Below are 13,688 nucleotides of genomic sequence, written 5' to 3'. Positions count from 1 at the left end.
GCCCCGCCCGCCCAACCGGCCCCCCCCCCCCCCGGGGCCCCGCCCCCCCCCCCCCCCCCCCCCCCCCCCCCCCCCCCCCCCCCCCCCCCCCCCCCCCCCCCCCCCCCCCCCCCCCCACGACGTCGGCGACGGCGGACCCCGCCGAGTGGACGCGTTCGGGCACCGCACCGACGCTGCGGGCCAGCGCGTCCTGGTCGATGCGGAAGTTCGAGCGGACCGCCGATCCCGCGGTGTCGGCGGTCAGGACGATCAGCGGGGTGCGGGACTTGGCGGCCTCCGCGATCCCCGTCACCGCGTTCGTCAGCCCGCACCCCTGGTGGGTGGTGACGACGGCGAGCTCCCCGCTGGTGCGGGCGTACGCGTCGGCCATCGTCGCCGCCCCACCCTCGTGGCGGGCCGCGGTGAACGGCACCCCGTGCGCCACGAGGGCGTTCGTGACGGCGAAGTTCCCGCTGCCCACCACGCCGAACGCGCGGGCGACACCGAGCTGCGCCAGGACCCGGCCGACGAGGTCCGCGACGGTGCCGTCCACCCTCAGGACCGCTCGACGAGCGCCAGCACCCGCGCCGGGCTGCCCGTCCCGCCGACCACGGGCAGCGGTGCCACGACCACCACGGCACCGGTGACCGGCAGCCGGTGCAGGTTCTGCAGCTGCGTCAGGCCGTACTTGTCGGCGCCCAGCAGGAAGTAGTGGGCGGGGAACGCCGGGTCGAAACCCCCGGCCGCCCCGGCGTCGATCCCGACCGTCTCCACGCCGTAGCCGGAGACCTCGGTGTTCTCCGCCAGCCAGCGCGCACCGGCGGCGGAGATCCCCGGGGTGTGGGGGCCGTTCTCGTCGGCGTTGAGGAACTCCTCCTGCGAACCCGAGCGGGCGCTCCACCCGGTGCGGAAGAACACCCACCCGCCGGCGGGGAACGGCCCGTGCTCGGCCTCCCACGCCTGCAGGTGCTCCGGTTCCAGCAGGAAGTCCGGATCGGCCTGCGACTCGGCCACCCCGTCGACCACCGCGACCGGGCCGACGAGGCGCGCCGGCGCGATGCGGTCCACCGACAGCCCGTCGCGGCCGCTGATCCAGTGCACGGGGGCGTCGAGGTGGGTTCCGGTGTGCTCGCCGGTGTGGATGTCGTTCCACGCCCACGCCGGGCCGGCGTCGTCGAAGTCGCTGACCGGTTCCAGGCTCAGCGGGATCGTGTTGGCGAACGGGGCGGGCAGCTGCAGCACGGGGGTGTCCGGGCTCAGCGGCGCCGTCAGGTCGACGACCTCCACGTCACCGGTGGACAGCGCGGACAGCAGGGTGGACAGCGTGCTCACGATCGGCCTCCCGGGGCTCTGGGTGGCCGCATCGTGGCAGACGCGGACCCGGTTCCGTGCGGTGCCGGGTCAGCTCCTGCGCCGCAGCAGCCGCGCGGTGGTCTCCCGCCGCCGCTCCCGGGCCAGCAGCGTGGCGGCGACCAGGTGCCCGGAGCCGGCGCCCAGCCCCGCGCCGGGGTGGGTGGCCGCCCCGATCTGCCACAGCCCCGCCACGGGCGTGCGGTGCCGCCCCCAGGAGGCCACCGGCCGCCACACGTAGCTCTGGTCCAGCTGGGCGGAGCCGCCGTACGGGTCGCCGTCGCCGGCGTTCGGGTTGTAGCGCTGCAGGTCCACCGGGGTGATGACGTCCACGCCGAGGACCGCCTCGCGCACGCCCGGGGCGTGGCGCTCGATGCGGCCCAGGACGCGGTCGGCGTACCCGGCGGCCAGCGCCTCGGTCCAGCCGCCGGTGGTGTCCAGCTCGCCGGCGGCGTCGCCGAGCGGGGAGAACGGCAGCTCCTGCAGCTGCAGCCACAGCGTCGCCGCGCCCTGCGGGGCGCGGGAGGGGTCGAGGACGTGCTGCTGGCCGACGACGACGGTGGGCCGGCGCGGCAGGAGGCCGGCGTCGGCCTCGGCGCACGCGATGCCGGTGCTGGCCGCGCCGTCGGACAGGTGCACCAGCGGCACCCGGCCCAGCCGGGGGTCGTTCCAGTCCAGCGGCCGCGACAGCGCCACGTGCACCTGGGCGGCGGCGCGCCCCCACCGCACCCGCTGCGCGTCCCGGCGCACCCGTTCGGGCACGACCTCGGCCGGCAGCAGCCCACCGGCGTACAGGGCGGGCGCGGACACCGACGCCAGCACCGCCCGCCGCGCGCGCAGCACCGTCCCGTCGGCGAGCACCACGCCGCGGGCGCGCCCGCCGGTCACCTCGACCCCGCTCACCTCGGCGCCGGTGATCACGGTCGCTCCGCGCTCGCGCAACAGCGCGGCGAAGGCGTCCACGAACCGGCTGCTGCCGCCGCGCACCACCGGCATCCCCGCGGCGTGCAGGGTGGCGGCGAACACCGGGACCATCGCGCCGCCGGAGGCGTGGTCCGGGGACAGCCCGGCGTGCAGCAGCCACGGCACCCACAGGTGGTCCACCTCGCGGCCGCGGAACTCGCGCTGCACGAAACCCCGCCCGCTGGTGACGGCGTCGCGCAGCCACGCCTCGCTGCCGCGCGGGCCGTTGCCGCGCAGCAGCCCCAGCAGCGAGCCCACCGCGGCCGGGGAGCGCACGGGCCCGCCCAGCAGGCCGCCCAGCGCGGAGGCGCTGCGCCCGAACCTCGCCAGGTGCGCCAGGTAGGCGTCGCGGTCCTCGGGGTGCTCGAACGCGGCCGCCGTCTCCTCCGGGTCGCGGTGGGCGAGGGTGACGCGGCCGTCGTCGGCGACGCTGGCCGTCAGCGGCCCGTCGGTGTTGGCGTACTCCAACCCGTGCCGGTGCAGGTCCGCGCCGAGGGCCGCGTACGCGCCGCCGGTGACGAACAGCGGGTGCCAGGAGGAGTAGGAGTCGTGCACGTGCCCGGGCACCGTCCGCTCCGCGGACCCCGTGAAACCGCCGAGCTCGGCGTTGCGCTCCACCAGCGCCACCGACCACCCGGCACCGGCCAGCTCCGCCGCGGCGACCATCCCGTTGACGCCGGACCCCACCACGACCGCGTCGAACTCGCCCGGGTCACCGCTCGCCGTCGACATGCACGGAGGGTAGGCGCACGGCCGGTCCCGCACCAGGGTCCGCGCGAGCCCGCGGCAGTGCCCGGGTCACGCCCCGGGGCGCCGCCCACCGACCCGGAACCGTTCCGGCGCCGGCGCCGCACCGGTGGCGACGTCGGCGCCGATCCGCCCCAGCAGCGGCGCGAACTTCGCCCCGTGCCCCGAGCACGGCGAGGCCACGGTGATGCCGTCCACGCCATCGACGACGAAGTCCTCCGCGGGGGTGCTCGTGAACAGGCACGTCGTGTCCGCGTACGGCTCGGGCACCAGCCCGGGCAGGTACCGGCGCACGTACGCGGTGACCCGCTCCCGGTTCGCGGGGTCGACCACCCCGCTCCGCCGGGCGGCGGAGGCGATGGGCCGCCCGGCGTTGTAGACGGCGACCTTCTGCCCGCGGAAGTCCGCGTCCCGGCCACCGGGCAGCGCGTACACGTCCTGATCGCCCGGGTTGTGGATCAGGGTGGGCCACGTGCCGTGCGGGTGCTCCGCCCGGTACGGGAAGTGGAACGCGTTCTCCTCGCGGACCTGCAGCACCGGGAACGCCGCCAGGAAACCCGACGGCAGCGGCAGCTCACGCAGCAGGTCCGGCAGCCACCCGCCCGCGCCCACGACGACGTGTCCGGCGTCGACGCGGCGCCCGTCCGCCGCGTGCGCGGTGAACCCCACCCGGGTGCGTTCCAGCCGGGTCAGCTCCCACCCGGTGAGCACCCGCGCACCGCGTGCCCGCGCCAGGGCGAGCATCGCGTGCACGGTGCCCTCCGCGTCGAGCACTCCCCCGCCGGGCTGGTGCAGCACCTCCCCGTCGAGGACGAGCTGCGGCCAGCGCCGCCGGGCGGTCGCCGCGTCCAGCAGCTCGTGCTCCACCCCCGCGTCCCGCAGCACCCGCGCCAGGGCGCGCGGGTCGCGACCCGGCCCGTGGTCCAGGGCGCCGACCCGTTCCAGCAGCGGTGCACCGTGCCGGCGCTCCAGCTCCTCCCACGCGGCGTCGGCGCGCACCGCCAGGTCGACGTAGTCGCGCTCGGCGTAGGCGTAGCGGAAGATCCGCGCCGACCCGTGGGAGGAGCCGCCGGCGGCGGCGGGTGCGGTGCGTTCCACGAGCGTCACCTCGCACCCGCGCTCGGCGAGCTGCCAGGCGATCGCGGAACCGGTCAGGCCCGCACCGACGACGAGGTACCGCGACGTGCTCACGCCGCCGCGGCCGACGCCTCGGCGATCCGCAACCACCAGCCCCCGTCGCGGCGCTGCACGTCCGTCAGCACCAGGGACCGGTCGGTGGCGGCCGCGTCGAGCGCGGCGCACGCCAGCACCGCACCGTTCGGGGCGCGCACCGTCAGCACGAGAGCACCGACGTCGGCGAAGGTGGTGCCCGCCGCGAGCTCCGCGCGGACCACGACCCGCTCCACGTCGCCCGGGCAGGCGTCCAGGTGCATCCACACCTCGGCCTCCCCGGAGGTGTCCACGTCGAGCACGACGGTGCCGTCCAGCGAGGAGCGCGTGCCGCGCAGGGCGGCGCCGACGGGCAGGCCGCGGGCGTCGAAGCGCCGCACCACCACGTCCACGGGGTGGGCGGCGCGCTCCCACCGCACGTCCAGCAGCCACGGGCGGCGGCTCGGCGGCAGCTGCAGCTCCGCGCCCGGCACGAGGACGGTGCCGCCGTCCGGCGCTCCCGCGGCCCCGGCGCCCGAGGACGGGGCGGCGGGGTCCAGCGACGGCAGCCCCAGCTCCTGCGCCGGCCGCCAGCGCGGGTCCTCCTCGGCACCCGCGAGCGCAACCACGTCGGTGGTCCCCGCGCTCAGGTGCACCACGACGGCGCCGCCGAGGGAGGCGACGAGCGACCGCGCGGCGGCGGCCTCCTCGTGGGAGCCGCCGAGCACGAGCACGCGGCGCCCCGCCAGCGGCCCGGACGCCGCCGCCTGCGGCAGGGGCGCGGGTGCCGAGCCGGCGGGTGCCGCGGGGCGGCGGGGCGAGCGGGGCCGCGGCGGGGGCGGCTCCGCGGAGCAGCGCGTCAGCGGCAGGTCCAGGTCGCACGCCGCGGCGGCGCGCAGCGCGTGGCGCAGCACCTCCACGAGGACGCGGGTGTCGTCCTCCGCGTCGTGGGCACGCAGCTGCTCCACCCGCCAGTGCGCCGCGAGGGTCGCCAGCTTCAGGTCCGGCACCGGCAGGTCGAGGCGGCGGGCGAGGTTGCGCGTGCACAGCCGCTGCTCCACGGCCAGCTCCACCCCGGCGCGGCGCATCTCGGCGGCCACGAAGCCCCAGTCGAAGACGGCGTTGTGGGCGACGAACACCCGCCCGGCGAGCAGGCCCGCCAGCTGCTCGGCGACGTCGGCGAACAGGGGCGCGCCCTCCAGCCGCTCGGCGGTGATCCCGTGCACGTGCACCGGGCCGGGGTCGCGCTGCGGGTCCACGAGCGTGGACCACGACGACTCCACCTGCCCGTGCTCGTCCAGGAGGGTCACCGCGACCTGCACGACGCGGTCCTTCGCGGCGGAGAAGCCGGTGGTCTCCACGTCCAGGGCCGCGTAGCGGTGCGGGTAGCGCGCGCCGATCGACGTCGGGTCCGGGGGGTCCTGCGGGAGGACGGGTCCGGGGTGCAGCGACGTCATGGTGGATCTCCTAGCGTGGGGAAGTACCACGACGGTGCCACGCCGGTCGGACACCCGGCGCGCAACGACACGGCCCGTGTGCGTCTCCACCCCGGGTCGGTGACGTAGCGTCCACCGGTGAGCACGATCCCGGATCCGCTGGAGGTCGGTGCCCGCGTCGCCGAGCTGCTCAGCACGGGCCGGCGCGTGTCCACCTACAAGCTCGCTGCCCTGTCCGCGCTCGTGCAGCACTGCCTGGAGCACCCCACCGCGCCCGACGCACCGCTGCGGGTGCCGATCGAGGACCTCGCCGACCGCGTCGTCGACCTGTACTGGCCGCAGGTGCGCACCTTCTCCGAGGTGGGCGTCCTGCGGCAGAACGAGCAGGCCGGGCGCTCGCTGCCCGACGCGGTGCGGGAGCTGCGCACCGCCGCGGAGTCCGCGGGCCTGACCACCCCCGGCCAGCTGCGCGCCGCCGAGCCGGACCGGTACGCGCGCCGGCGCCGCGCGATCGCCCAGACCCTGGCCCGGCAGCCGCTGTTCGCCCTGCAACGCACCGGCACCTCCGCCCCCGGCACGCCCTTCTTGTACGACGACACCTGGCTGCACAAGAAGACCACCGTCGCCGAGCTCGACGCCCACGACTGGAGCATCGACCTGCACCCCGGCGTCGCGACCGCCCTGGCACGCACCGCCGGGCTGCTGCAGCCGGTCCTGCGGCAGTGGTGGGTCGCCGACGTGCAGCGCATGAACGCCGCCGACCTCGACGCCCCCGACCTGCACGGGTTCCTGTTCGGCGCCGCCCGCAGCGCCGTCGCACGGCTGGCACCGGCGCTCGCCGACCTGCAGGGCGGCCGCTGCTTCTACTGCGCGCAGCCCCTGGGCACCGGCACGCACGTCGACCACGTCCTGCCCTGGGCGCGCGTCGCCGTCGACGGGGTGGTGAACCTCGTCGTCGCCGACGCGCGATGCAACCTCGCCAAGTCCGCGACCCTGCCCGCCGTGGATCACGTCGTGCGCGCCCTCGCCCGCACCGACGGCGACCTGCGCGCGGTCGCCGGCCCCCTGCGCTGGCCGCTGGAGCGCGAACGGGTCGCCGGTGCCGCCGCCGGCCTGTACGGCACCACCCCGGCGGGCACACCCCTGTGGCGCGCACCGGGCGTGTTCGACCTGCTCGACCCCACCGACGCCGCCCGGGTCGCCGCCTGAACCGGCGGGTTTCCACAGCCGAACGGGTGAGGTCAGCGGTCGCCGAACCGCGCGCCCTACCGTCCCCGCGTGCACCCCGTCACCCGCCCCCTGCTCGTGAGCGCCGCCGCGGCGATGGCCCTCCTCGGCGCGTGCGGGGCGGAGGAACGGGAAGCGGAACGGGCGCTGCAGCCCGCCCCTCCCGTGAGCACCGTGACCGCTTCCCCGTCTCCGTCGGTGACGGAAGCTCCCGTCGCGCTCCAGACCCCGGCGCGCCCAACCCTCCCGCGGCCGACGTTCGAAGCGGCGGGTTTCACCGAGGACGACGCCATCGCGTTCGCCGGGCACTACCTGAAGGTCTTGAACTACGCCCATGCGACCGGCGACTCCGGAGCCATCCGCGGAATCAGTGAGCCAGATTGTGGAGCGTGCCGAGACGACGCAGAGGTAGTGGACGTTGCGCACAGGAAGGGCATCACCTGGGAGAACCGGGAAGTCCGCTTCCGATCGGCGTACATCGAGCACTTCGATCCGCAGTTCGGTGAAGCAGGAGTCCAGTTGGAGATGGATGTCCCGACAGGTCGCTTGGTGAATGCCGACGGCACGACGCTCGCGGACTTCCAGCGGATGGAGTTCGGCGGCTTGATGCAACTGAAGTTCCACGACGGTCGCTGGTGGGTCTGGGAGATGCCTCGATGACCCATCGAGCGCACTGGGCGGCACTGGCGCTGGTCTGCGTAGTGATGAGCTCGACGACCGTGCCAGCGACAGCAGCTTCCCGAGGTTCTTCCTGGGGCACTTCGGTCGACGATTCGGATGTGGTGATCAGCGGATCAGGCACGAGGCCGGGAGCCAGTTACTCAGGGTCCACGGAAGCTGAAGGGCGTGGTGCTCCTTCAGCCCCCACCCGCGAGCACATCCTCACCTCCCCCTGCGCCGGCCCCGACCAACCCCTGGACGGCGCCGACGCCGAGTGCGGCGCGTCCACCCTCTGCGAATCGGGTGAGGTGTTCCTCACGGACTGGAGCCGGCCGGTGGGCGGGCAGGGGCCGTGGCGGCGCGGTGGGAGTTCCTGCCGTTCCGCGGCGACCGCGACGGGCCAGCCCGTGGTCCTGCCGACGATCACGGTGGCGGACGTGCGCCGCGTCGGCCTGCCGCCGTCGACCGCGGGCCTGCAACCCGCGGACGGCGACGTGGTGCTGAACGTCCCGGTGAACGTGTACGCGCAGGCCGCCCCGGTGACCCGGGACGTGCACGTGCTGGGTTTCCCCGTGACGATCCGCGCGACCCCTGAGACGTTCACGTGGACGTTCGGCGACGGGGCCACGCTGGGCCCCACGACCGACCCGGGCGCCGCCTACCCGGCGATGACGACGACGCACACGTACACCCGCCCGGGCACCTACCCGGTGACGCTGACGACCACGTACTCCGCGGAGTACGCGATCGCCGGCCTGCCGTTCCAGCCGGTGGACGGCACCGTCGACATCTCCTCGCCGGCGGTGCCCGTGACGGCCCACGCGGGCACCACCGTCCTCACCCGCTGACGCCTCTCACCGCACCGGTGCGGTGCTGGCGCGTTCGACGACGCGGATCGGGGGGCCGGGCCGCGGACCGGTCCGGCCGTGCAGGAGGAGGTCCAGCACCGCGTTCCCGAGCCGCACGCCGTGCTCGTGGACGTCGATGCTCAGCGCCGACAGGGCGGGCACGGCCAGCTCGCACAGCGCCGAGTCGTCGCACGCCAGCACGCTGACCCGCCCGGGCACGTCGACGCCGCGCCGGACGAGGTCCTCCACCGCCGCGGTGGCCATCACGTCGTTGTCGAACACCAGCGCCGTCGGCGGGTCGGGGACGGCCAGCAGTTCCCGCGCGGCGGCGGTGCCGCGGGCCGCGGTGTAGTCGGCCTCGACGAGCCGCACGTCCAGCCCGGCGGCCCGCGCCTCCTCCAGCATCCCGGCCGTGCGCTCACTCGTGTGCACCAGGTCGGCGGGCCCGCTGATGCGGCCGACGACCCGGTGCCCCAGGGACGCGAGGAAGCGCAGCGCGGTGCGGACCGCGCCCGCGTCGTCGGTGACGACGCTGCTGAACGCCGGGTCGGGGTGGTGACCGGCGAGCACGGTGGGCAGGCCGAGCCGCTGCAGCTGGGCGGGACGCGCGTCCCCGAGGGTGAGGTCGACGACGACGACCGCCTCGACGGTGCCCTCCCGGGCCCACCGCCGGTAGGCGCTCGCCTCGGCGTCGTCGTCGGCGGCCACCAGCAGCAGCACGCTGCGCCCCTCGGGACGCAGCACCTCCTCCATGCCGGCGATGAGCTCCATGAAGAACGGCTCGACGCCGACGCGGGGGGCTCCACCGGTCAGGACGAGCCCGACGAGCCCGCCACCCACCGCTGCACTCCCCCGTCGCACGCACCGATTCTGCCTCCCGGCGACGCGGTCGCCGTCGCGGGCAGTGGTGACATGATCCCTTGGTGTCCCAGATCGAGGCGCCGCCCCCACGGCGGTCCAGCGCCCGGGAGCGGGTGCTCGACGCGATCCGCGCCCACGAGCAGCTCAGCCGCGTGGAGATCGCGGCGATCACGGGGCTCACCGAGGCGTCGATCTCCACGACGGTGCGCCGCCTGATCTCCGACGGCCTGCTCGTGGAGACGGGGCGGATCCCCACGGGTGGCAAACCGCGCACGCTGCTGCGCCTGGACCCCGGCGCGCGGTTCGCCGTGGGCGTGCACGTGGACGCGACGACCACGACGCTCGTGGTCACGGGGCAGACGGGGGGGATCATCTCCCGCACCGCCCGCCCGGTGCGCAGCTCCGCCGACGAACTGCTCGCGGACGTGGTGCTCCTGCTGGAGGCCTCCGGGGTGGACCGCCGGCGCTGCCTGGGCGCCGGCCTGGTGTGGGCGGACCGCCCCACGGCGGTGCCGACCGACGTGGCGGCGGAACTGGCCCGTACGACGGGCTGGCCGGTGCTGGTGGAGAACGACGCGACCGCCGCCGCGGTGGGTGAGTACTGGGTGGCTCGCGTCGATTCCCGCCGGTCCTTCATCGCCCTGTACATGGGAGCCGGAATCGGCGCCGGGATCGTGCTGGACGGGCGGGCGCTGCGTGGCCGCGGCCCCGGGGCCGGGGAGTTCGGGCACGTGTGCGTGCAGGTGGACGGCCCGCCGTGCCGGTGCGGGGGCCAGGGGTGCCTGGAAGCGGTCGCCGGCCCGGCGGCGGTCGTGGCACGTGCACGCGCCGGTGCCGCCACCCGGCGCGAGGCGGGCCTGTCGCTGCGTCGCACGGACCCGGTGCAGCGGGAGTTCGCGGCGGTCGCACGGGCAGCGCGCACGGGGGCGCCAGGGTGCCGCGCCCTGCTGCAGGACTCCGCCCGGTTCGTGGCCGCAGCGGCGGAGTCCGCGGTGAACCTGCTGGACGTGGACCTCGTGGTGCTGACGGGGCCGAGCTTCGCCGTGGCGGCGTCCCTGTACGGGCCGGCGATCACCGAGCGCCTGGCGCCGGCGGACGCGCGCTCCTGGCACCGCGAGACCACCGTCACCGTCTCCAGCGCGGCGGCGACCGCCTCGGCCACCGGCGCTGCGGCCCTGGTGCTGCAGCAGCACAACCTGGGCGACTGAACGCAGCGCTGTTACGGTTCCCCCGACCCCTTCGAACGTTCCCGGCGGGAAGGCGAGAACCCCGTGAAGCTCTGCATCCTGGGCGGTGCGGGTTTCCGCACCCCCTTCGTGCACCAGGCGCTGCTGCGCGACAGCGGCTCCCCACGCGTGGACGAGGTGGCGCTGCACGACGTCGACCCGGTGCGCCTGCAGGGCGTGGTGCGGATCCTGGGCGAGATGTCCGCAGGTTTCCCCGACGCACCGCGGCTGTTCCCGACGACCGACCTGACCGAGGCGCTGCAGGGCAGCGACTTCGTCTTCGCCGCCGTCCGCGTCGGAGGGCTGAGCGGACGGTGCTGCGACGAGCGCGTCGCCCTGGACCGGGACGTCCTCGGGCAGGAGACGACCGGTGCGGGCGGGATCGCGTACGCGCTGCGCACCGTCCCCTTCATGCTCCACGTCGCGGACCAGGTGCGCCGCCACGCACCGGGCGCCTACGTCCTGAACTTCACGAACCCCGCGGGCATCGTCACCGAGGCGATGCAGGCGGTCCTCGGAGATCGAGTCCTCGGCATCTGCGACACACCTTCCGGCTTCGGACGCCGGGCCGCCGACCTGCTCGGGCTGGACCACCGGCGCGTGCTGGTCGACTACGTCGGCCTGAACCACTTGGGGTGGACGCGCCGCCTGGTCCACGCCGGCACGGACGTCCTGCCCGGCCTGCTGGCCGACGACGACGCGCTCGACGCCCTGGAGGAGGGCGCCGTGTTCGGCAAGGAGTGGCTGCGCACCCTGGGCGTGATCCCCAACGAGTACCTGCACTACTACTACTCCCACCGCGAGGCGCTGCGCAGCGCGCGGACGGCGGATCTCACCCGGGGCGAGTACCTGCGACGCACGCAGGACGCGTTCTGGGACGAGCTCTCCCGCACGCACGAGGGGGCCGCGGACCTGTGGCGGACCACGGTGAGCGACCGCAACGCCACCTACATGGCCGAGGCCAGGGGCGGCGAACCGGGCCGCAGCACCCACCCGGGTGCGCCCGAACTGGACCCGGCGCAGCAGGGGTACGCGGGTGTGGCGCTCGGCGTCATGGCGGCCATCAGCCGGGACGAGCGCGCCACGATGATCCTCAACGTGCGCAACGGCGGGACCCTCGCGGGGTTGCCCCAGGACGCCGTGGTGGAGGTCCCCACGACGGTGGACGCCAACGGTGCTCACCCGCTGGCCACCCGGGCCCCGGACCTGCACCAGCTGGGTCTCATGCAGCAGGTGAAGGCGGTCGAGCGCCACGCGATCGCCGCGGCCGTGCACGGCGATCGCGCCGAAGCCTTGCGGGCCTTCGCCCTGCACCCGCTGGTCGACTCCGTCACCGTCGCCCGGGAACTGCTGGACGGGTACGTCGAGCGCATCCCCGAGGTGGCGGCGGTGTTCCGGCGCTGAGGCCGCTCAGCCCACCGGCAGGGCGTCGGCCTCGACGTCGGCGTAGGTGCCGGCTGCGGTCTCGACACGACCGGCGAGGTCGTCGAGGCCGCTCGCCGTCTCGCGCGCAGCCTCCACGAGGGTGGCGAAGAACGCCTGGGCCGCTTCAGCCGCGCGACCGGCGCACCAGGCCCCGACCGCGTCGGCCTGCGCGTCGAGGGGTGTGCGGTGCTCCGAAGCCCGCTGCCCACCTCCACGCAGGCGCCCGGCGAGAGCGGAGACCTCCTCGGTGATCACGCCGTACCGCACCGCTCAGCCCTCCGTCGTCCACGGGAAGGACCGCCAGCGCCAGGTGAGCCGCTGCAACCAGCCGCGCAGGTCTCGAGGCAGGACGGCGACTCCCGCTGCTGCGACGCTCGCCCGCAAGTCGTCGTCGGTGAGCCGGGTCAGGTCGTCGAGCTCCCGCACCAGCTCCTCCACCACGTGCGCCGGCTCCTGTTCCAGCAGGGCGCGTTGCGCCGGCCAGGGCCGCGCCTCGAGCCGCTCGAGAGCGGGCCCCAGGTAAGCCCCCAGCAGTGCACCGGTGCGCAGGTGGTGCTGAGCCGCAGGTTCCAGGGACAGCTCCGGGTGGGCGTCCAGGACGGTGAGGCACGGGTCTGCGCCGCGCTGCAGGACCACGACCACGTGCCGCGAGGACACGGTCGTCGCGGGGCCCTCCAGCTGGACCACGCCCACGGGCCCCGCGAGCTCGGTCACCACCCGCAGCCGTCGAGGCCCACTGACATCGTCGAGCCAGGCCCCTACGGCTTCCGAGCCCTCCACGAGTGATTCGTCGACGACCGCGCCGATGTCCACTCCGCGATCGAACGTGCCGGTGCGGTGCAGGACGGGCCCTTCTCTGACGGGGTGAGCACCCCCCGAGCCGGTGCGGGCGGCTCTCTCGAGCCGGTCCTCGAACCAGGCTCCCCACGACGACCACGACGAGCCTTCCGGCGGCTGCCCCCCTTCCCCGGTGACCTGCTCCAGGACTTCGCTCGGGGAGGAGGTTCGCAGGGCGCCACGCCACTGCCGGAGGGCAGTGCGTGCCTGGTCCTGAGGCCCGGCCAGCACGACCTCGACGGCCACCAGCGGGTCGAGCCAGCACTCCCCCGACGCGTCCGAGGTGGCGGAGAGGATCTGCAGCAGCTCCCATCGCTCTTCCCACAGCGGAAGATCCTCCGGCGTCGAGCTGAGGATGACGGGGGACGGGCCGGACAGGTCCAGGCGAACCACCGCGCAGCTCACCGGCCGCTCGACCGTGTCCACGCCCTCGCGGACGAAGAGGCGACCGGCGGACGCCGGCACGGCCGAGCGCAGCTCGATCCACGGCTCACGCTGCTCGGCCGCCGTGCGCAAACGGCTCTCGTGGTGCTGCAGCGTGCGGGTGGTCCAGAGCTCAGCGGCCGCCCGATCGGTCCATCGGGCGGCACGGGAAACAGGAAGCGCTGCCCTCGCGGGCTGGCGGCGAAAGGGCGGCACGGGTCTCCTCGGGGTCGTGAGGATGACGCTAGCGAGCGTCACGGCTCCGACAGTTCCCCTCCACAGGCGCGGAGCCTTCTAGCGCTCGTCCACAACCCGGACCTCGAAGAGACGAGACGTGAGACAGCCACCCGGAAGGGTGTGTCCACACCGTCCCTGAACGTGAAGAAGGCCTGTGGGATGCACGATCGCACCCCACAGGCCTTCAACAACACACTCACAAAGATGAGTGGCCGGCGGTGTCCTACTCTCCCACCCAGTCTCCCGAGCAGTACCATCAGCGCTGGCGGGCTTAGCTTCCGGGTTCGGAATGTAACCGGGCGTTTCCCCACCGCTATGAC

At 75.2% G+C, this 13,688-nt stretch carries 13 protein-coding genes and 1 rRNA gene; 5 read left to right on the top strand and 9 right to left on the bottom strand.

Annotated elements, in window-relative coordinates; genetic code table 11:
• The 5 genes from ACRYR9_RS18100 to ACRYR9_RS18080 all read right to left on the bottom strand — a co-directional run.
• Positions 1-532 (bottom strand): thiamine pyrophosphate-binding protein (locus ACRYR9_RS18100; RefSeq protein WP_432540205.1); only part of this gene is annotated, 532 nt, incomplete at its 3' end.
• A 2-nt stretch (positions 533-534) separates the two neighbouring features.
• Complete coding sequence (locus ACRYR9_RS18095) at positions 535-1,311, bottom strand: cyclase family protein (protein WP_432498508.1); 777 nt, start codon at positions 1,309-1,311, stop codon at positions 535-537.
• A gap of 69 nt (positions 1,312-1,380) precedes the next feature.
• Positions 1,381-3,024, bottom strand: coding sequence for a phytoene desaturase family protein (locus tag ACRYR9_RS18090; RefSeq protein ID WP_432498511.1), 1,644 nt, complete (start codon positions 3,022-3,024; stop codon positions 1,381-1,383).
• Between the two features lie 66 nt (positions 3,025-3,090).
• Complete coding sequence (locus tag ACRYR9_RS18085) at positions 3,091-4,230, bottom strand: FAD-dependent oxidoreductase (protein ID WP_432498514.1); 1,140 nt, start codon at positions 4,228-4,230, stop codon at positions 3,091-3,093.
• Complete coding sequence (locus tag ACRYR9_RS18080) at positions 4,227-5,645, bottom strand: exonuclease domain-containing protein (RefSeq protein ID WP_432498517.1); 1,419 nt, start codon at positions 5,643-5,645, stop codon at positions 4,227-4,229. Before ACRYR9_RS18080 ends, ACRYR9_RS18085 begins: the two co-directional genes overlap by 4 nt.
• Positions 5,646-5,762: 117 nt before the next feature.
• Between ACRYR9_RS18080 and ACRYR9_RS18075 the strand changes: the two genes are divergently transcribed.
• From ACRYR9_RS18075 to ACRYR9_RS18065, 3 genes are all read left to right on the top strand, one after another.
• A complete protein-coding gene (locus ACRYR9_RS18075) occupies positions 5,763-6,833 on the top strand; it encodes an HNH endonuclease (RefSeq protein WP_432498519.1) in 1,071 nt (356 codons plus the stop codon).
• A 69-nt stretch (positions 6,834-6,902) separates the two neighbouring features.
• Complete coding sequence (locus ACRYR9_RS18070) at positions 6,903-7,511, top strand: DUF6318 family protein (RefSeq protein ID WP_432498522.1); 609 nt, start codon at positions 6,903-6,905, stop codon at positions 7,509-7,511.
• Positions 7,512-7,918: 407 nt separating this feature from the next.
• Complete coding sequence (locus ACRYR9_RS18065; protein WP_432498524.1) at positions 7,919-8,359, top strand: PKD domain-containing protein; 441 nt, start codon at positions 7,919-7,921, stop codon at positions 8,357-8,359.
• A 6-nt stretch (positions 8,360-8,365) separates the two neighbouring features.
• On the opposite strand, the gene ACRYR9_RS18060 is transcribed toward ACRYR9_RS18065, so the two are convergent.
• Positions 8,366-9,220, bottom strand: coding sequence for a LacI family DNA-binding transcriptional regulator (locus ACRYR9_RS18060; RefSeq protein WP_432498526.1), 855 nt, complete (start codon positions 9,218-9,220; stop codon positions 8,366-8,368).
• 62 nt (positions 9,221-9,282) lie between these two features.
• On the opposite strand from ACRYR9_RS18060, the gene ACRYR9_RS18055 reads away from it, so the two are divergent.
• Entirely contained in the window at positions 9,283-10,428 is a 1,146-nt protein-coding gene (locus tag ACRYR9_RS18055) for an ROK family transcriptional regulator (RefSeq protein ID WP_432498528.1), read from the top strand.
• Positions 10,429-10,491: 63 nt separating this feature from the next.
• Positions 10,492-11,850: a 6-phospho-beta-glucosidase gene (locus ACRYR9_RS18050; RefSeq protein WP_432498530.1), complete on the top strand. Its 1,359-nt coding sequence runs from the start codon at positions 10,492-10,494 to the stop codon at positions 11,848-11,850.
• 6 nt (positions 11,851-11,856) lie between these two features.
• Here the strand turns inward: ACRYR9_RS18050 and ACRYR9_RS18045 are convergent, their stop codons facing one another.
• From ACRYR9_RS18045 to rrf, 3 genes are all read right to left on the bottom strand, one after another.
• Complete coding sequence (locus tag ACRYR9_RS18045; RefSeq protein ID WP_432498533.1) at positions 11,857-12,138, bottom strand: WXG100 family type VII secretion target; 282 nt, start codon at positions 12,136-12,138, stop codon at positions 11,857-11,859.
• A gap of 3 nt (positions 12,139-12,141) precedes the next feature.
• Positions 12,142-13,224: a hypothetical protein gene (locus ACRYR9_RS18040; RefSeq protein ID WP_432498535.1), complete on the bottom strand. Its 1,083-nt coding sequence runs from the start codon at positions 13,222-13,224 to the stop codon at positions 12,142-12,144.
• A 354-nt stretch (positions 13,225-13,578) separates the two neighbouring features.
• Positions 13,579-13,688 (bottom strand): 5S ribosomal RNA (rrf, locus tag ACRYR9_RS18035); the annotation flags it as partial.

This window comes from Kineococcus auxinigenes (assembly GCF_050871525.1).
GTDB lineage: Bacteria > Actinomycetota > Actinomycetes > Actinomycetales > Kineococcaceae > Kineococcus.
Note: the sequence above shows the minus strand (reverse complement) of the source record. Positions and strands in the feature narration are given on the sequence as shown.

Coding starts and splice junctions, on each gene's coding strand:
- ACRYR9_RS18090 (WP_432498511.1), bottom strand. CDS start 3,024: ATGTCGACGGCGAGCGGTGACCCGGGCGAGTTCGACGCGGTCGTGGTG.
- ACRYR9_RS18080 (WP_432498517.1), bottom strand. CDS start 5,645: ATGACGTCGCTGCACCCCGGACCCGTCCTCCCGCAGGACCCCCCGGAC.